The sequence below is a fragment of the Pseudomonas sp. NPDC008258 genome (genome assembly GCF_042956345.1).
Lineage (GTDB): Bacteria > Pseudomonadota > Gammaproteobacteria > Pseudomonadales > Pseudomonadaceae > Aquipseudomonas.
In genome coordinates this window covers 105933-123187 of the sequence record NZ_JBIBGE010000017.1, presented here as the reverse complement: position 1 = coordinate 123187, position 17255 = coordinate 105933, and the positions used below count along the sequence as shown (strand labels likewise).

Below are 17255 nucleotides of genomic sequence, written 5' to 3'. Positions count from 1 at the left end.
CATGACCCATCGTTTCGCAGGAACCGCTGGCTGGCTGGCGCTGCCGTGCCTGGTCGCGGCAGGCCTGCTGGCCTGGTATGTCACCCGCGAGCCCGCCTCGCCGTTTGTGGGCGCACAGGCCCCTGCCGCCGACCCGGCACTGGTCAGCCGTGGCGAATACGTGGCCCGGCTCAGCGACTGCGTGGCCTGCCACAGCCTGCCGGAGGGCAAGCCGTTCGCGGGCGGGCTGGAAATGGCCACCCCGCTCGGGGCTATTCACGCCACCAACATTACCCCTGATCGCGACAACGGTATCGGCAGTTACAGCCTCGCCGACTTCGACCGCGCCGTGCGCCAAGGTGTCGCGCCCGGCGGCCGGCGGCTGTACCCGGCCATGCCCTACCCGTCCTACGCCAAACTCAGTGACGACGATGTAAAGGCGCTATACGCATTCTTCATGCACGGCGTGCAACCGGCCCGGCAGGCCAACCTGGCCAGCGACATCCCCTGGCCGCTGAACCTGCGCTGGCCCATTGCCCTGTGGAACGGCCTGTTCGCCGCCACCACGCCATACGCCGATAAACCTGGGCAGGATGCGCAATGGAATCGCGGCGCCTATATCGTTCAGGGCCCTGGCCACTGCGGCAGCTGCCATACGCCACGCGGCCTGGCATTCAACGAAAAGGCGCTGGATGACAGCGGCAAGCCCTTCCTGGCCGGCGCCCTGCTCGATGGCTGGTACGCACCGAGCCTGCGTGCCGACCACAACACAGGGCTGGGACGCTGGAGCGAAGACGAGATCGCGCAGTTTCTCAAGACCGGCCGTAACCGCCATGCAGTCGTGTTCGGCTCGATGACCGAGGCGTTCAACAACTCCACGCAGTTCATGAGCGACGATGACCTGGCGGCCATCGCCCACTACCTGAAGTCGCTGCCCGGCGACCCGCAGCGTGATGGGGCGCCGTGGCAGTACGTGGCCGGGTCGGCAGCAACACAGCTCGACAGCCCGGGCGCACATACCTACGTGACCCGCTGCGCGTCGTGTCACGGGCTGGAAGGCAAGGGCCAGGACCAATGGATGCCACCTTTGGCGGGGGCAACCTCGGCACTGGCTAAAGAGGGCGCTTCGGCGATCAACATTACCTTGAACGGTTCGCAGCGCGTGGTGACGGCGGGGTTGCCTGATGCCTACCGCATGCCGGCGTTCCGGGAGCAACTGAGTGACCAGGAAATTGCCGAAGTACTGAGCTTCGTGCGCACGGCCTGGGGTAATCATGGCGGCAGCGTGGATGCGCAGGCGGTGGGCAAGTTGCGTGGGCATACCGACCCGGCCAGCAGCAGCCCGATCATCTTGCATATGCGCTGAGACAGGGGGTGCCTGTGCCGGCCTCTTCGCGGGCTTGCCCGCTCCCACAGGTACTGCACAGGATTCGAAACTGTCGAAAATCCTGTGGGAGCGGGCGAGCCCGCGAAGAGGCCACTCACAACCTTCAGGGTTAAAGGAGCCCCATGGAAAGCATCGACCTGCTGGTACTGCGTACCACCCGAGACTGGCTCGCCGCTGGCCACCGCGTCCTGCTGGCCACGGTCGCCCGCACCTGGGGTTCATCCCCTCGCCCGGTCGGCTCGATGATGGCCTTGCGCGGTGATGGCCGGGTGGTCGGCAGTGTCTCCGGTGGCTGTATCGAGGACGACCTCATTCACCGTTACACCACTGCCCACGGCGGCCCCGGCATCCCCAACGGCCTGCCCCAAGTGGTGCGTTACGGCGTAAGCGCCGATGAAGCACACCGTTTCGGCCTGCCCTGTGGCGGCACACTGGAGCTTGTACTGGAGTTCACACCGCCGCTGCAGCACCTCGAACGACTGCTGGCCTGCCTTGACAAGGGCAGCCTGGTCCGCAGAGGGCTCAACCTGCACAACGGTGATATCAGCCTGACCCCCACCAGCACGCCTGACCTGTTCAGCTTCGATGGCCAACACATGCTCAGCACCCTGGGGCCGGGCTACCGTTTACTGCTGATCGGTGGTGGCGCACTGGCCGAGTACCTGGCCACCATGGCCCTGTTCAATGGTTTCAACGTTTCGCTGTGCGACCCACGCCCTGAGTACACCGCAGGCTGGAGCGTGGCCGGCGTCAACCTGCTGGCCGGCATGCCCGACGACGTGGTCCGCGCCTTCACCCCGGACCTGCGCACTGCCATCGTTGCCGTCAGCCACGACCCCAAGCTGGACGACCTGGCCCTGCTAGAAGCCTTGCACAGCCCGGCGTTCTACATCGGTGCCATCGGCTCACGGCGCAACAGCCAGCTGCGCCGTGAACGCCTGATCGAGCACTTCGGCGAAAGCGAGGCGTCGCTGCAACGCTTGCACGGCCCGATTGGCATCTACATCGGCAGCAAGACCCCAGCCGAGATCGCCGTCAGCGTCATGGCCGAAATCCTCGCGGCAAAGAACGACGTCAGCCTGCCTGGCGCCGTCAACGTTACCCGGGCCAAGCACGCACGCGAGGCCACGCACCTTGCTCGCTGATTACTGCCACCGCTCCAGGTTCTGCTGCAACAACTGCTGCGGCAACGCCCCGGCCACGATCTTTTCCATTTCCCGCGCCAGCGCTTCACGCAAATGCGGCTGATTGCAGGGCGAATCATGCGAAAGCGCCAGGTACAGCCCTTCGCTGGAGATAGGCGGCTCCAACACCTGCACAGTGCTGGCAATACCCAAGGTGCGCGCCAGCGCCATGCCGGGGTACTGCTCGTACACGACATAGTCGCTGCGTTTGTGCATGAGTTTTTCGAATGCCTGCCTGGCGCTGGGTACTGCTTCGAGGACGAGGTTGGCCCTGGCAAAGTCGTCGAACTGCTGACCGTGGCTGTTGTTGACCAAGGTCCCGCCCTTGCGGCCTTTCAGGTCTGCCCATTGGTGGTAGGCAAAGGTATTGTCCTGGCGTACCCAGACCACGCTGGGCGTGTGCAGAAATGGCGGGGTGATGAAGTCCATCTGTTGCTGCCGGGCCTGGGTCATGAAGTACCCGGCCATCAAGTCGATCCGGCCGGTGCGCACCTCTTCCTGGGCACGCGACCACGGCCCGCCGTAAACCACCTCGATTTCCAGCCCCAACTGCTTGCCCAGGTACTTGAGCAGGTCAGCGTTGGCACCGATCAGTTGCTGGGGGTTTTGCGGGTCGCGCCACAGGTACGGGGGGTATTCCGGGTTGCCGGTGGCGGTCAACCGCCGGCAAGGCTCTTGCGCTACCGCAGCCAATGGCAGCAGCAGGCACGACAACAGGAGCAAGCCGTGGCGAAAGCAACGCTCGATCATCTACAACCCTCGGCACAAGTTACATCCGGTGACCCGGCGTGGTGGCCAAAGGCTGCCACATCCTGTGATCAACTGCAGCATTCATCTGCGCGTGCTGTAGACAGTCTGGACCCTGTGCGAAAAGTAGATGGGCCTTTCATCGGCTAACGCCGACAGGGTTCAGTCGGCATTCTGCCGCTTGGCTGCCTTCTTGGCGATAGCCTTCATCCGCGTTGCCGCCCGCTGCACGGTGGCCATCTTCTCCGGGCGCTTCATGCCCCGCCATTTGCGGATTTCGTCACGGGTGCGGCCACAGCTCACGCACAACTCGCTGTTGAGCTGGCATAACGAAACGCAGGGGTTGTCGATGTCTTTGGCCATGCCACCACTCAGCCAGGCAGTTCTGCCCGTGCACGGTCGGCAGCGCTTTGGAACACCTGGCGCACTTCCTCGGCCTTGACCTTGCTGACCGACCTGGCAGCCAGCAGCTCATCAACCACACGGATGCACTGGCCCAGGGCGGTGTCCAGTTGCTCGGCGTCAGACGCGTCAGCGATATCACCCAGATAAGGAGCGATGAGGTACACGTAACGGTCCTGCAGCTTGAGCGCTGCCAGCGCGTCGAGGGCTTTCTGGAACCGATCGGCAGCGGCAGGGCTCATGCTCAATTTATCGAAATGAATCAGGCTCACACGATCAGTGGCCATTTTGACGAATCTCCGTTTCCTGGTACGGCCAGGTCCGCAAGCAGCAGCGCTTCTACGGTGCTCGGATGAGCGGGCCCGGGTAATGCCCATCAGGGTACCAGAACCCGAGGCAGAAAGGGCTATTGCCCCCAGAACTAAAAGTATTTGCCAAGTCGCGCAAGGGACGCCCCACGGCGTTATCGAGACAGGGGGCGCCTCTTCCTGCGCAGGATAATCGCGCCAGCATTCCACCCCGCCGAGGCCGTCATCGAACTCGGTAGCCCATACAACAACAAGCCTGCGCGCGCAGGTAAGCCACAAAGGGGCCTCATCATTCATGGCAAAGGAACACATCACCGAAACGCTCGACCTTGGCGTGACGGACCCCTCGAAAACCGCAGAAGCACGCCAGGACCGGCATTTCGAGGGCAAACTCGACTGGGTCGTCTTCGGGTTCACCAGCCTCCTGGCCATCGCCTTCGTGCTCTGGGGCTTCCTTAACCAGGCCAGCCTCGCCAGCAGTGCTTCCAGCGCACAATCCTGGGTCATTCTCAACTTTGGCTGGTTCTTCGTACTCACTTCCACCCTGTTCGTGGTGTTCGTGCTGTGGCTGGCCGCCAGTCGCTATGGCCGGGTGCCACTAGGGCGCGATGGCGAACAGCCAGAATTCCGCACGGTGTCCTGGGTGGCGATGATGTTCAGCGCCGGCATGGGCATCGGCCTGATGTTCTTCGGTGTTGCCGAGCCGCTTTCGCACTATGTGTCGCCGCCACCCGGTTCAGCCACCGGGCAGACCAGCGAGGCGATGCAGGTGGCGATGGCCACCACCCTGTTCCACTGGACCCTGCACCCCTGGGCCATGTATGCCATCGTCGGCCTGGTGATTGCCTATGGCACCTTCCGCCGTGGCCGCTCACAGTTGATATCCGCAGCCTTCCGGCCATTGATCGGCAAGCACGCCAATGGCCCGCTCGGGCGCCTGATCGATATGATGGCGATTTTCGCCACGCTGTTCGGCTCGGCGGCCTCGCTGGGCCTGGGGGCCCTGCAGATTGCCGGTGGCCTCGAGTACAACGGCTGGATCGAGAGCCCCGGCAAGCTGTTCTACATCGCGATCATCACCCTGCTGACCATTGCCTTTGTCACTTCGGCTGTGTCGGGCATCGGCAAGGGCATCCAGTGGCTGTCCAACACCAACATGGTGCTGGCGCTGGTACTGGCGGTGTTCGTGTTCATGGTCGGCCCGACCCTGCTGATGCTCAACCTGCTGCCGACCTCGATCGGCATCTACATCAAGATGCTGCCGGAAATGATGGCCCGCACCAACGCCAGCGGCGGTGAGCAAATGAACAGCTGGCTGGCCGGCTGGACCGTATTCTACTGGGCGTGGTGGATTTCCTGGACACCGTTCGTGGGCATGTTCATCGCCCGCATCAGCCGCGGCCGTACCATCCGCCAGTTCGTGACCGGGGTATTGCTGGTGCCGAGCCTGGTCAGCCTGGTGTGGTTTACCATTTTTGGCGGTGCGGCTATCGATGCCGTGCGCGAAGGCGCCTTCCAGTTGGCCAATGGCGCGGTCAACAGCAACCACGCGCTTTACCAACTGCTGGACAGCTACCCGCTGGCGTCGGCTACTTCGGTGCTGGTGATGATCCTGGTGGGCATCTTCTTCGTTTCCGGTGCCGATGCGGCGTCGCTGGTGATGGGCACGCTGTCGGAACACGGCACCACCGCGCCCTCGCGGCGCACGGTGATTTTCTGGGGTGCGCTGACCGGTACCGTAGCGGCGATCATGCTGGCGATTGGCGACCCACGGGACCCGGGCGAGGCGTTGACGGGGCTGCAGAACCTGACCATCGTCGTGGCCTTGCCCTTTGTGGTGGTGATGGTGCTGTTGTGCCTGGCGCTGTACCGCGACCTGCGCAAGGACCCGATGATGCTGCGCCACCTGCGCGGTAACGAGCTGATCGAGAAGGCCGTGCTGTATGGCGCGGTGAAACATGGCGAGGAGTTTTACATTGTGGTGCAGGAAAAAAAGGCTTCGGTGAAGGCGGCGGCGGCAGCAGCGAGCGAAGCGTCTGAAACCTGAGGGGCAACACGTTAGTGAAGGCGTGCTCGGTCTTTGTGGGAGCGGGCATGCCCGCGAAGCAGGCAACGCGGTGGATGGCACCGGCTTTGCCGGTGTTCGCGGGCGCGCCCGCTCCCACAGGGATTGCACAAGCTTTCAGATATTGAACAAGACAGTTGCTCCCACACGAAGCCGCGCAGCGCCGATTATTCGAACTCCAGGCTATACCCCACCCCATACACCGAACGGATCGGGTCATGCCCAGGGGTTACCGCCTCCAGCTTGCGCCGCAGGTTCTTCACATGGCTGTCCACAGTGCGGTCAGCCACCACCCGGTGGTCCTGGTAAATGTGGTTCATCAACTGGTCCCGCGACAGCACCTGCCCTGGGCGCACCGCCAGTGCTGCCAGCATGCGGAACTCTACCGGTGTCAGCTCCAGCGCCACACCCCGATAGCGCGCCTGGAATGCGCGGGCGTCCAGCTCCAGGCCCGGGTTGGCTGGCTGCTCACCACTGCGGCGCAACACCGCCTTGACCCGGGCTACCAGCTCCCGCGGCGAGAACGGCTTGCAGATGTAGTCATCCGCCCCCAGCTCCAGGCCCAGCAAGCGGTCGATCTCGTCCACGCGGGCGGTCATCATGATCAGCGGCAGGCGGCTGAAACTGCGCAACTCTCGGCAGATATCCAGGCCATCACGCCCCGGCAGCATCAGGTCGAGCAGCATCAGGTCGTACTGGCCCTGGCGAATGGCCGGGATCACTGCCAGGCCATCGACCAAATGCTCGACAACATACCCCCCCGCACGCAGGTAATCACCCACCAAGGCGGCGAGCTTGGGCTCGTCTTCCACCAGCAGAATCCGGTTCATGCGTGTTCTCCTGCAACCGGCAGGGCCAACGCCAGCAGCAGCCCACCCATGGGCGAGGCCTTGGCTGTCAGTCGGCCACCATGCACTTCAGCGATACCGCGGCAGATCGCCAGGCCCAGCCCGGTGCCACCGCTGGCCCGGTTGCGCGAGCGCTCGGCGCGGTAGAAGCGCTCAAACAGGCGCGCCAACGATGCGCTGTCCACGCCGGGGGCGGTGTCTTCACATTGCACCAGCACCTGGTCACCCTCCTGAAATGCACGCAAGACGGTATGGCCACCGGCATCGGTATAGCGGCGGCTGTTCTCCAGCAGGTTGTGCAGCAACTGGCCCAGACGCGCTTCGTCGCCCAGCACCCACAACGGCTGCCCGGGCAGTTCCAGGCGCAATTGCAGGCCAGTTTCGGCGAAGCCGGCCTGAAAGGCTTCTGCCACCACGGGCAACAGCACGCACAGGTCGATGCGCTCGCGGCGGTAGGTGGGGCCACCGACTTCCGCCAACGACAGGTCGAACAGGTCGTCGACCAGCTTGCTCAGCGCACCTACCTCGCCCTGCAATGAGCGCAAGGCATTGCCGTCGATGGGGCGAATGCCATCCTCCATGGCTTCCAGCTCGGCCCGCATCACCGCCAGCGGCGTGCGCAATTCGTGGGAGATATCCGCCATGAAATCGCGACGCAGGCGCTCGTTGCTGGCCAGGGTGGCAGCCATGCGATTGAAGTCACCGGCCAGTTGCCCGGCTTCGTCTGCCGAGCGCACCGGCAGCTGTATGGCGTAATCGCCCGCTGCCAGGCGGTGAGTGGCGCTAGCCACTTCGCGGATGGGCCGCAACAAGGCACGGGTCAGCCACCAGGCGATAACCGCCGTGGCCAGCAAGCAGGCCAGGCCGATCAGCAGACTGGAGCGCAGCTGGTTGAGCTGGAAACGCTGGTCGCCAATGCTGGTCACCGACTGCAAGGGTGCCAACGCCATCCAGCCAACCACCTGGCCCTGGTGGTGGATGGGGCGCAACAGCATGTCGGCAAGGGCACCCTGGTAGCCGATGATCGGCTGACGTTGCGCATCGAGCAGGGCAAAACGCACAAACGCGCCGGTCAGGTCGGAAACGGTCAGCAGGCTGGCGTCGAAACGTGCTTCGGGCAGCACATCTTCCGGGCGCAGCAGCTCGAACCACTGGTCCTTGTCGCGGCGTATGAAGTCCCAGCTGCCATTGCGCGCAAAGGCCTGCTCAACCCTCGGCACGATGCGGTCCATGCGTTCTTCGGCCTGCTGGTTGAGGTAACCCAGAAAGCCGTACTTCAAACTCAGGTAGGCGGCAAACACCATGCCCAGCACGGCAAACGCGCACACCGCGAGCATGGCGAAGAAGAATTTGCGTGAAAGGCTGACTTTCATGGCACCGCCGGCACATTGGAATTGCCCGTATTGAAGCGCGCAGGCCCAGGTGCCGCAAGGCTCGCTGGGCAATCTCCACGTTTTCTGCACATTGCCTGCACAATTGCCGCGCACGCTGGCGGCATCGAAATCCATTGGCTCGGAGCCTGCGATGCCTACTTTATTCCACTCCTTGATGTTTGCCCGTTCGCCCCTGGCGCGTGCCCTGTTGCTGGGGGCCGGCCTGCTGGTCATTGGCGGCTGCCGTGAAGCCGAAACTGGCGCCGCAGCGCCCCCCGTGCAGGAAGTTGCCGTCTACGAGGTAACCACTGCCGCCCAAACCTTGACCACCACCCTGCCCGGCCGCGCCAGTGCTCACCTGATTGCAGAGATTCGCCCACAGGTCGGCGGTATCATCCAGAAGCGCCTGTTCAACGAGGGCGATACGGTCAAGGCCGGCCAGGCGCTGTACCAGATCGACCCGCAGCCTTACCAGGCCACGCTCACCCAGGCCGATGCCACTGTCAGTTCGGCCCGCGCCACGCTCAAGGCCGCCGAGCTGAAGGCCAAACGTGATGCGCAACTGGTGAAGATCGACGCCATCAGCGCCGAAGACAACGAAAGCGCCCAGGCCGCCCTGCTCGAAGCCCGCGCCAGCCTGCAATCGGCCCAGGCCGCGCAGCAAACCGCACGCATCAACCTCGACTACACCCGCATCAACGCCCCGATCGATGGCCGCACCGCCACCTCATCGGTTACCCCTGGCGCGCTGGTGACTGCCGAGCAAACCACGGCGCTGACCACCGTGCAGCAACTGGACCCAATCTACGTCGATTTCACCCAGCCCAGCAGCACCCTGCTACGCCTGAAACGCGAACTGGCCGAAGGCAAGCTGGCGCCCAGCACGCAGCAGGACGCCACGCGTATCAGCCTGGAGCTGGAAGACGGCAGCACCTACGCCCATGCCGGTACGCTTACCTTCAACGGCGTGAGCGTGGATGAAAGCACCGGCAGCGTGACCTTCCGCGCCGTAGTGCCCAACCCCGACGGCCTGCTGATGCCGGGCATGTACCTCAAGGCCACCGTGCAGGAAGGTGTGCAGGCGGACGCCATCCTGGTACCGCAACAAGGCGTAAGCCGCGACGAACGTGGCGACGCCACCGCCCTGGTGGTGGTCGATGGCAAGGTGCAGCAACGCGAGCTGACCCTGGCCCGTGCGGTGGGCAACCGCTGGTGGGTCAGCCAGGGCCTGGCTGCCGGTGACCAGCTGATCGTACAGGGCCTGCAAAAGGTGCGCGTCGGCCAGCAAGTCCAGGTACAGGGCAACGCCCTGACCGCCCGCAACGACAGCAAGCGAGGCGAATGACATGGCACGTTTCTTCATCGACCGGCCAATTTTCGCCTGGGTCATCGCCATCCTGGTGATGCTCGGTGGTGGCCTGGCCATCTTCCAGCTGCCGTTGGCGCAATACCCCAACATCGCCCCGCCGCAAATCAGCCTTAGCGCCACCTACACCGGCGCCTCGGCCAAAACCATGGAAGACTCGGTAACCCAGGTGATCGAGCAGCAGATGACCGGCCTGGACGGCCTCACCTACATGTCGTCCAGCAGCAGCTCGGCGGGCAGTGCCTCAATCACCCTCACCTTCGAGGCCGGCACCGACATCAACACCGCGCAGATGCTGGTGCAGACCAAGCTGGAGCAAGCCAAGGCACGCTTGCCCGAAGCCGTGCAGCAACAAGGCATCGAGATTCACAACTCGGCCAGCGACTTTTTGATCATTCTCTCGCTGGTGTCGGACAACCCCGATGTCAGCGCCACCGACATCAGCGACTTCATCTCCAGCACCCTGTACGACCAGATCAGCCGGGTCAGCGGTGTCGGCCAGGTCACCACCCTGGGGTCGAGCTATGCCATGCGCATCTGGCTCGACCCGGACAAGCTCAAGCAGTACGCACTGATGCCATCGGACGTAAGCAGCGCCCTGGAGGCGCAGAACGTCGACACCTCCGCCGGCCAGCTGGGCGCCCTGCCCGCCCGCGCCGGCCAACAGCTCAACGCCACCATCAACGCCCGCAGCAAGCTGCAGACCGCCGCGCAGTTCCGCGAGCTGGTGCTCAAGCACAACAGCGTGGGCGCGGTGGTGACGCTGGCCGACGTGGCCCGTGTGGAGCTGGGCAGCGAAAGCTATGACGTGGTCGCCGAACACAACGGCCGCCCCTCCGGCGGCCTGGCCGTAAGCCTGGCCACCGGCGCCAACGCGCTGGACGTGTCCGAGGCGGTGCAGGCCAAGCTTGCCGAGCTGGAGCAGTTCTTCCCCAGCAAGCTGCAGCTGCGCAGCGAAGTGGCCTACAACACCGCGCCATTCGTGAAGATTTCCATCGAGGAGGTGGTCAAGACCCTGTTCGAGGCCATCGCCCTGGTGGTGCTGATCATGTACCTGTTCATGCAGAACCTGCGCGCCACGCTGATCCCGGCCATCGCCGTGCCGGTGGTGCTGCTGGGCACCTTTGGTGTGCTGGCCCTGCTCGGCTACTCGATCAACACCCTGACCATGTTCGGCATGGTGCTGGCCATCGGCCTGCTGGTGGACGACGCCATCGTGGTGGTGGAAAACGTCGAGCGCATCATGGCTGAAAAAGGCCTGCCCCCACGCGAGGCGACGCGCCAGTCGATGGGCGAAATCAGTGGCGCGCTGGTCGGCATTGCCGTGGTGCTGTCGGCGGTGTTCGTGCCCATGGCGTTCTTTGGTGGCTCCACCGGGGTGATCTACAAGCAGTTCTCGGTCACCCTGGTGGCGGCAATGACGCTGTCGGTGCTGGTGGCCATGACCCTCACCCCGGCGCTGTGCGCCACCCTGCTCAAACCCGTTTCAGCCCATGGCGAAGCGCGCCGCGGTTTCTTCGGCTGGTTCAACCGCCACTTCGAGCGCACGTCCTGGCGTTACCAGCAGGCCGTAGGTTCGGTGCTGGCGCGGCCACTACGTGGCCTGCTGGTGTACGCCCTGGTGCTGGGCGGTGTAGCGCTGATGTTCCAGAAACTGCCATCGGCGTTCCTGCCCGAAGAAGACCAGGGCATGCTGATGATGCAGATGACCCTGCCGGTGGGTGGCACCGACGAGCGCCTGCAAGCGGTGAGCAGCCAGGTGCAGGCCTACATGCTGCAACAACCGGAAGTGGCCTCGATCCTGACCGTGCGCGGCCTGGGCAATGGCGGCAACGCGCAGAACTCGGGGCGCGGCTTTATCAAGCTGAAGGACTGGAGCGAACGCCAGGGCGAAGCGCACAGCGCCGCCGCGGTGGCACGTCGGGCCAACATGGCATTGTCGAACATTCTCGACGCCAACGTATTCGTCATGGCCCCGCCGGCCATTCAGGGCCTGGGCCAGAGTTCGGGGTTCGACGTGCAGTTGCAGGACCTGGCAGGCTTGGGCCACGCCGAGCTGCTCAAGGCGCGCGACCAGTTCATCACCCTTGCCGCCCAGGACCCGCGCCTGGCCAATGTGCGGGCCCAGGGCCTGGAAGACACGCCCCAGCTGAACGTTGCCATCGACGACCGCAAGGCCGGTGCCATGGGCGTCGCTGCCAGTGACATCAACGCCACCCTCAGCACGGTGATGGGCGGCAGCTACGTCAACGACTTCGTCGATGCCGGGCGGGTGAAAAAGGTGTACCTGCAGGGCGAGGCCGACAAACGCATGCTGGCCGAGGACATCGGCGCCTGGTACGTGCGCAACGACAGCGATGCCATGGTGCCGTTGTCGGCATTCACCAGCACCTCGTGGAGCACGGCCTCGCCGCTGCTGGAGCGCTTCAATGGCTTTGGCGCGTACGAACTGGTTGGCGAACCGGCCAGCGGAGTCAGCTCTGGCGACGCCATGGCGGCGGTCGAGCAGGTCATGGCGCAACTGCCGGAAGGCATTGGCTATGCCTGGGCGGGCCAGTCCTATCAGGAACGCCTGGCGGGCAACCAGGCGCCGTTGCTGTATGCCATTTCCATCCTGTTCGTGTTCCTGTGCCTGGCGGCGCTGTATGAAAGCTGGTCGGTGCCGTTCGCGGTGATGCTGGTGGTGCCGGTGGGCATCCTCGGCGCGCTGGTGCTGACCGGGTTGCGCGGCCTGGACAACGATGTGTACTTCCAGGTCGGCCTGCTGACCACCGTAGGCCTGGCGGCGAAGAACGCGATCCTGATCGTCGAGTTCGCCAAGGAAGGCTACGAACGCGGCCAGGACCTGCTGGCTGCCACCCTGGAGGCCGTACGCATTCGCCTGCGCCCGGTGCTGATGACCTCGCTGGCGTTCATCCTCGGCGTACTGCCGCTGGCCCTGAGCAGCGGTGCCGGTGCCGGCGGGCGCCAGGCCATCGGTACCGGCGTGCTGGGTGGCATGCTTGCCGCCACCGTGCTCGGCCTGTTCTTCATCCCCTTGTTCTATGTGCTGGTGCAGCGCCTGGCCGCACGCCGCAACGCCCCACGCACTGACGTTGTTGCAGGAGAAGCCTGATGCGCCTGCCCCCCCTTCCCTTGGTGCTGATGATGGCCCTGGCCGGTTGCGTCAACCTGGCACCGGACTACCAACGCCCGACCGCCCCTGTTTCCGGGCAATGGCCGGGCACCACGGCCAGCAGCAGCAATAGCGCCGACATTGCCTGGCAGGCCTTGTTTGTCGATACCCGCCTGCGCGAAACGGTGGCCCTGGCCTTGGCCAACAACCGTGACCTGCGGGTGGCGGCATTGAACGTCGAGTACCAACGTGCGCAATACCGAATCCAGCGTGCGGCACTGTTCCCGTCCGTTTCCGCCACGGCAGATGGCACACGCCAGCGCAGCGTAAGCGATGGCAGCAACGCGGTCAGCAGCCAGTACAGTGTCGGCCTGGGTGTAAGCAGTTACGAGCTGGACCTGTTCGGCCGCCTCGGCAACCTCAAGGACGCTGCGCTGGAAGACTACCTGGCGCTGGAGCAGACACGGCGTAGCACGCAGATCAGCCTGGTGGCCGAAGTGGCCAGTGCGTGGATGACCCTGGCTGCTGACCAGCAACTGTTGGCACTGGCCCGGCAAACCTACGCCAGCCAGCAGCAAACCCACACGCTGGTACAGCAAAGCCACGCGCTGGGTGGCGAGTCTGGCCTGAGCCTGGCGCAGGCGCTGAGTACCGTGGAGTCGGCACGGGCCGATGTAGCCACTTACCAAAGCCAGGTGGAGCAGGACCGCAATGCCCTGGAGTTGCTGGTGGGCCGCCGCCTGGACAACACACTGTTGCCGGGCGATGCCCGCCTGGATGCGGCGCTGTTGGTCGGCGTGCCGGCTGGCCTGCCTTCAAGCCTGTTGCAGCGGCGCCCGGACGTCCTGGCCGCCGAGCACACGCTTAAAGCCGCCAATGCCGACATTGGCGCGGCGCGGGCGGCGTTCTTCCCCAGCGTCACCCTGACCGCCAGCGGTGGCAGCGCCAGCAGCGAGCTGGCCGGGTTGTTTGGTGGCGGCAGCCGCGCCTGGAGCTTTGCACCGTCAATCAACCTGCCGATTTTCAATGCCGGCAGCAACCGGGCGGCACTGGATGCGGCCAAGGTCAACCGCGAGATCGAGGTGGCCACGTATGAAAAGACCTTGCAGACCGCCTTTAGTGAAGTGGCCGATGCGTTGTCAGTACGGGGGCACATCAATGAGCGGCTGGATGCCCAGCGTGGCCTGGCCAAGGCCACCGAGAAAAGCTATGACTTGTCGCTGGCGTTGTACAAGCAAGGGTCGGAGAGCTTTTTGGAGGTGCTGGATGCGCAGCGGTCGCTGTACTCGGCGCAGCAGACGCTGATCAGCCTGGAGCTGGCCGAGCAGCAGAACCGGGTGACGTTGTACAGGGTATTGGGTGGGGGGTGGCAAGGTTGAAGCCTCAAGCCTGACCCGACGCATACCCCCTGTGGGAGCGGGCGCGCCCGCGAAGAATCCAACGCGGTGCATGGCACCGGCTGCGCCGGTGTTCGCGGGCACGCCCGCTCCCACAGGGATCCTGGCCACCTTCAGAAAATCTTCTGTCCTGTAACAATCAATCGCGCAGGAAGCTTTCCTCGAACGGGTAATGGGTCAACAGCTCATACCCGTCCTCGGTCACCAGCAACTGGTTCTCCAGCTTGATGCCGTCACGCCCACCCACCTCCCCCACATACGCCTCCACACACAACGCCATGCCCGGCTGCAGCTCACCTTCGTAGCCATAGGACTCAAGGTCTTCCGGGTAACGAATGCACGGGTACTCGTCGCACAGCCCCACGCCATGGAACATAACGCCATAGCGTTGCTCGCGGCAGCTTTCGGGCAGGCGGTGGCCGTTGCGGGTGAGTTCCGTGAAACGCACGCCAGGCTTGACCATCCCGGCATTGAAGTGGATATGCTCGTGGGCGATCCGGTACAGGCGCTTCTGCTCGGCCGTGGGTTGCAGGCCACCACAGATCCAGCTACGCGACATGTCTACGCAAATGCCGTACACACCGATCAGGTCGGTGTCGAACGACAACAGGTCACCATCGCTGAGCACCCGGGGCCCTGACTCCTGGAACCAGGGGTTGGTGCGTGGCCCGGAACTGAGGATGCGGGTTTCGATCCATTCGCCACCGCGGCGGATATTGCCGCTGTGCAGCGCTGCCCAGACATCGTTCTCGGTAGCACCCGCACGCATGGCCTGGCGCATTTCGGCAACCGAGGCCTCGCAAGAGGCCACCGCACAGCGCATGGCCAGTATTTCGTCAGGCCCCTTGATCAGCCGGGCGAACTCGGTGACTGCCTGGCCGTTATGCACCTGCACGCCCAAGGCATCGAGCGCACGCAGGCCAGCCACTTCGATGCGGTCCACGGCCAGGCGGCGATTATTGCCGGCGTGGGTGCGCAGCAGTTCGTCCACCTGGGCGCAGAAGCGCCGGGCGTGTTCGTCGGTGCGGTCACCGGTTTCGAAGTAGAAGAACGATGCGCCACTGCGCAGCTCACTGACCAGCGGCAAATGCGCAGACAAATGGTCGCAACCATGAAAGTCCCACAGCACCACATGGCCGCTGGCGGCGACGAAGCAGGCGCGGGCCGGGTTATGGGTGGTCCATAGCTGCATGTTGGTGGTGTCGGTGGCGTAGCGGATGTTCAGCGGGTCGAACAGCAGGATGCCGCCCAGGTCACGGGCCACCAGCTGTTCACGAATGCGTTGCAGGCGGTATTCGCGCAGGGTTGGCAAATGCGGCGCCTGCAGGCCAAGCGCGGCCCATTCGGCGAAGGCCAACGGCGTAGGGCCGATTTCGGTGCGGTCATTGTCATCCACAGAGCCATCGGCCTTCAGCGCGGCAGCGCGCTGGCGCGAAGGGTCGATACGGCGGGTATGCGCAGGGATCGAGAACGGCGATGTCATCATGGCTGGCGGTATTCCGTTGGTTGTTGTTGTGTGGAAAACAGCGTTTGAACCGGGGGCCGCCACCTGAGTTTAGGAACAGCGGCACGGCTCGATAAGCGATATTTTCCAGGGCAAACAGATAACCGCAGCGTATGAAAGGCCAAGCCATAGCGCAGGGGTCACCCCTTCAAGGCCGCCGCGATTGTCGCCACGTCGATCTTGCCCATCTGCATCATGGCATCGAACGCCCGCTTGGCCGCCGCGCGGTCGGGATGGCCGATGGCTTCAATCAGGATGCGAGGGGTGATCTGCCAGGAAATCCCCCATTTGTCCTTGCACCAGCCGCACACGCTAGCCTCGCCGCCGTTACCGACAATCGCATCCCACAAGCGGTCGGTTTCAGCCTGGTCCTCGGTACTGACCTGGAACGAGAACGCCTCACAGTGCGTGAAGGCCTTGCCACCATTGAGCCCTACGCAGGGTATGCCCATGACGGTGAATTCCACGGTGATCACATCGCCCTCCTTGCCCGAGGGGTAATCACTTGGCGCCTTGTGCAGCGCGAGCACTTCGCTGTTCGGGAAGACGCTGGCGTAGAAGTTGGCAGCCTGCTCGGCATCGTTGTCGTACCAGAGACAGATGGTGTTCTTGGCAGTCATGGCCTTGCTCCATGAGAAGGTGTGGAGCCATTGAGTCTAGTCGCAGCCTTGCCCCCCAAAAAGCACCCCATACGCAGCGCCAGAACATCATCTGCAAGGAAGCGCTCTGGGTCGGGTCCTGCAACATCCTGCAGACATTTCCGACATCAGGCAGTGAACCTGCTGACAAAAAAACGGTCATTCGCTGACGGTCAACTCACCGACCGGTTCATCGGCCCAGTCACCGGGCCTACTTTTGTCCTGTTTCAGCGAAGACCCAACATGCCCGATTCCCGCCCAACTGCTTCCGCCCTCCCTGCCCTGCGCGGTGGCCTGATTGCCGCCCTGGTAGCCCTCGCCCTACCCGTGCACGCCGAAGAGCCCGCCAGTGACGCACGCTGGGTCAGCGACAGCCTGAGCACCTACGTGCGCAGCGGCCCGACCGATGGCCACCGCATTGTCGGCACCCTCAAGTCCGGGCAGAAACTGACCCTGGTCGGCAGCCAAGGCAATTACAGCCAGGTGCGCGGGCAGAATGGCGACGTGGTGTGGATCCTCAGCAATGACCTGCAGGCCGTGCCGGGGCAGAACGAGCGCCTGCCGCAGCTCGATGCCCAGGTGGCAGAGCTGACCGGGCAGTTGAAGACCATCGACGACAGCTGGAAGAACCGCGTGCAGGGCATGCAGGAAACCCTGGATTCACGCAAGAAGCTGAACGACGAACTGGAAGCGCGCAACAAGGCGTTGAGCGAGCAGCTTGACCAGAGCCAATCGGACCTGCGCGATACCCAGGCCCGCCTGGGTGACGAGAACAAGCAGGTGATGATGCGCTACATGGTGTATGGCGGCAGCATTGCCGGGGCGGGGTTGCTGGCAGGGTTGATCTTGCCGGCGCTGACGCGCGGGCGGAAGAAGAACGATCGCTGGTTCTGACAGCTTGGCCACCCTGCGCTGGCCTCTTCGCGGGTGAACCCGCTCCCA

At 64.2% G+C, this 17255-nt stretch carries 14 protein-coding genes; 7 read left to right on the top strand and 7 right to left on the bottom strand.

Annotation, left to right across the window (positions count from 1 at the left end; genetic code table 11):
• Position 1: 1 nt before the first annotated feature.
• Together ACFY9W_RS15785 and ACFY9W_RS15780 are read left to right on the top strand one after the other, a co-directional pair.
• A complete protein-coding gene (locus tag ACFY9W_RS15785; RefSeq protein ID WP_391131817.1) occupies positions 2-1345 on the top strand; it encodes a c-type cytochrome in 1344 nt (447 codons plus the stop codon).
• Positions 1346-1488: 143 nt separating this feature from the next.
• On the top strand, positions 1489-2511 hold the full coding sequence (locus tag ACFY9W_RS15780) for an XdhC family protein (protein ID WP_391131815.1): 1023 nt from the start codon (positions 1489-1491) through the stop codon (positions 2509-2511).
• Here ACFY9W_RS15780 and ACFY9W_RS15775 read toward each other — a convergent pair whose 3' ends face one another.
• The 3 genes from ACFY9W_RS15775 to ACFY9W_RS15765 all read right to left on the bottom strand — a co-directional run bounded on the left by ACFY9W_RS15775 (position 2512) and on the right by ACFY9W_RS15765 (position 3986).
• Positions 2512-3300 carry a transporter substrate-binding domain-containing protein gene (locus tag ACFY9W_RS15775; RefSeq protein WP_391131813.1) on the bottom strand — a complete coding sequence of 263 codons (789 nt, stop codon included), beginning with the start codon at positions 3298-3300 and terminating at the stop codon, positions 2512-2514. It lies immediately after the preceding gene.
• A 159-nt stretch (positions 3301-3459) separates the two neighbouring features.
• Positions 3460-3660, bottom strand: a complete 201-nt coding sequence (locus tag ACFY9W_RS15770) for a DUF1289 domain-containing protein (protein WP_012271937.1) — start codon at positions 3658-3660, stop codon at positions 3460-3462.
• Positions 3661-3668: 8 nt separating this feature from the next.
• The gene (locus ACFY9W_RS15765; protein WP_391131811.1) at positions 3669-3986 is read right to left on the bottom strand and encodes a hypothetical protein; all 318 of its coding nucleotides are present in this window, start codon (positions 3984-3986) and stop codon (positions 3669-3671) included.
• A gap of 316 nt (positions 3987-4302) precedes the next feature.
• Here ACFY9W_RS15765 and ACFY9W_RS15760 point away from each other — a divergent pair, with 316 nt between their 5' ends.
• On the top strand, positions 4303-6054 hold the full coding sequence (locus ACFY9W_RS15760; RefSeq protein ID WP_391131809.1) for a BCCT family transporter: 1752 nt from the start codon (positions 4303-4305) through the stop codon (positions 6052-6054).
• 185 nt (positions 6055-6239) lie between these two features.
• On the opposite strand, the gene ACFY9W_RS15755 is transcribed toward ACFY9W_RS15760, so the two are convergent.
• Together ACFY9W_RS15755 and ACFY9W_RS15750 are read right to left on the bottom strand one after the other, a co-directional pair.
• Positions 6240-6902: a response regulator gene (locus tag ACFY9W_RS15755; protein WP_391131807.1), complete on the bottom strand. Its 663-nt coding sequence runs from the start codon at positions 6900-6902 to the stop codon at positions 6240-6242.
• The gene (locus tag ACFY9W_RS15750) at positions 6899-8293 is read right to left on the bottom strand and encodes an ATP-binding protein (protein ID WP_391131805.1); all 1395 of its coding nucleotides are present in this window, start codon (positions 8291-8293) and stop codon (positions 6899-6901) included. The genes ACFY9W_RS15755 and ACFY9W_RS15750 overlap by 4 nt, the downstream gene beginning before the upstream one ends.
• Positions 8294-8444: 151 nt before the next feature.
• Between ACFY9W_RS15750 and ACFY9W_RS15745 the strand changes: the two genes are divergently transcribed.
• Genes ACFY9W_RS15745 through ACFY9W_RS15735 form a run of 3 tightly spaced genes read left to right on the top strand, consistent with a single transcriptional unit; the run spans position 8445 to position 14153 of the window.
• Positions 8445-9638 carry an efflux RND transporter periplasmic adaptor subunit gene (locus ACFY9W_RS15745; protein ID WP_391131803.1) on the top strand — a complete coding sequence of 398 codons (1194 nt, stop codon included), beginning with the start codon at positions 8445-8447 and terminating at the stop codon, positions 9636-9638.
• Position 9639: 1 nt separating this feature from the next.
• Positions 9640-12774 (top strand): efflux RND transporter permease subunit, encoded by a 3135-nt coding sequence (locus ACFY9W_RS15740; protein WP_391131801.1) that lies wholly within the window; start codon positions 9640-9642, stop codon positions 12772-12774.
• Complete coding sequence (locus ACFY9W_RS15735; protein WP_391131799.1) at positions 12774-14153, top strand: efflux transporter outer membrane subunit; 1380 nt, start codon at positions 12774-12776, stop codon at positions 14151-14153. The genes ACFY9W_RS15740 and ACFY9W_RS15735 overlap by 1 nt, the downstream gene beginning before the upstream one ends.
• Positions 14154-14310: 157 nt before the next feature.
• Here ACFY9W_RS15735 and dddP read toward each other — a convergent pair whose 3' ends face one another.
• Both dddP and ACFY9W_RS15725 read right to left on the bottom strand, forming a co-directional pair.
• Positions 14311-15657 (bottom strand): dimethylsulfonioproprionate lyase DddP, encoded by a 1347-nt coding sequence (dddP, locus tag ACFY9W_RS15730; RefSeq protein ID WP_391131797.1) that lies wholly within the window; start codon positions 15655-15657, stop codon positions 14311-14313.
• 158 nt (positions 15658-15815) lie between these two features.
• Positions 15816-16295 carry a VOC family protein gene (locus tag ACFY9W_RS15725; protein WP_391131795.1) on the bottom strand — a complete coding sequence of 160 codons (480 nt, stop codon included), beginning with the start codon at positions 16293-16295 and terminating at the stop codon, positions 15816-15818.
• A gap of 261 nt (positions 16296-16556) precedes the next feature.
• Here ACFY9W_RS15725 and ACFY9W_RS15720 point away from each other — a divergent pair, with 261 nt between their 5' ends.
• Positions 16557-17207: a TIGR04211 family SH3 domain-containing protein gene (locus ACFY9W_RS15720; RefSeq protein WP_391131794.1), complete on the top strand. Its 651-nt coding sequence runs from the start codon at positions 16557-16559 to the stop codon at positions 17205-17207.
• Positions 17208-17255 lie beyond the last annotated feature (48 nt).

Excerpts from the sequence above, each read along its gene's own strand:
- ACFY9W_RS15785 (WP_391131817.1), top strand. The coding sequence starts at position 2 with ATGACCCATCGTTTCGCAGGAACCGCTGGCTGGCTGGCGCTGCCGTGC.
- ACFY9W_RS15780 (WP_391131815.1), top strand. The coding sequence starts at position 1,489 with ATGGAAAGCATCGACCTGCTGGTACTGCGTACCACCCGAGACTGGCTC.
- ACFY9W_RS15775 (WP_391131813.1), bottom strand. The coding sequence starts at position 3,300 with ATGATCGAGCGTTGCTTTCGCCACGGCTTGCTCCTGTTGTCGTGCCTG.
- ACFY9W_RS15770 (WP_012271937.1), bottom strand. The coding sequence starts at position 3,660 with ATGGCCAAAGACATCGACAACCCCTGCGTTTCGTTATGCCAGCTCAAC.
- ACFY9W_RS15765 (WP_391131811.1), bottom strand. The coding sequence starts at position 3,986 with ATGGCCACTGATCGTGTGAGCCTGATTCATTTCGATAAATTGAGCATG.
- ACFY9W_RS15760 (WP_391131809.1), top strand. The coding sequence starts at position 4,303 with ATGGCAAAGGAACACATCACCGAAACGCTCGACCTTGGCGTGACGGAC.
- ACFY9W_RS15755 (WP_391131807.1), bottom strand. The coding sequence starts at position 6,902 with ATGAACCGGATTCTGCTGGTGGAAGACGAGCCCAAGCTCGCCGCCTTG.
- ACFY9W_RS15750 (WP_391131805.1), bottom strand. The coding sequence starts at position 8,293 with ATGAAAGTCAGCCTTTCACGCAAATTCTTCTTCGCCATGCTCGCGGTG.
- ACFY9W_RS15745 (WP_391131803.1), top strand. The coding sequence starts at position 8,445 with ATGCCTACTTTATTCCACTCCTTGATGTTTGCCCGTTCGCCCCTGGCG.
- ACFY9W_RS15740 (WP_391131801.1), top strand. The coding sequence starts at position 9,640 with ATGGCACGTTTCTTCATCGACCGGCCAATTTTCGCCTGGGTCATCGCC.
- ACFY9W_RS15735 (WP_391131799.1), top strand. The coding sequence starts at position 12,774 with ATGCGCCTGCCCCCCCTTCCCTTGGTGCTGATGATGGCCCTGGCCGGT.
- dddP (WP_391131797.1), bottom strand. The coding sequence starts at position 15,657 with ATGATGACATCGCCGTTCTCGATCCCTGCGCATACCCGCCGTATCGAC.
- ACFY9W_RS15725 (WP_391131795.1), bottom strand. The coding sequence starts at position 16,295 with ATGACTGCCAAGAACACCATCTGTCTCTGGTACGACAACGATGCCGAG.
- ACFY9W_RS15720 (WP_391131794.1), top strand. The coding sequence starts at position 16,557 with ATGCCCGATTCCCGCCCAACTGCTTCCGCCCTCCCTGCCCTGCGCGGT.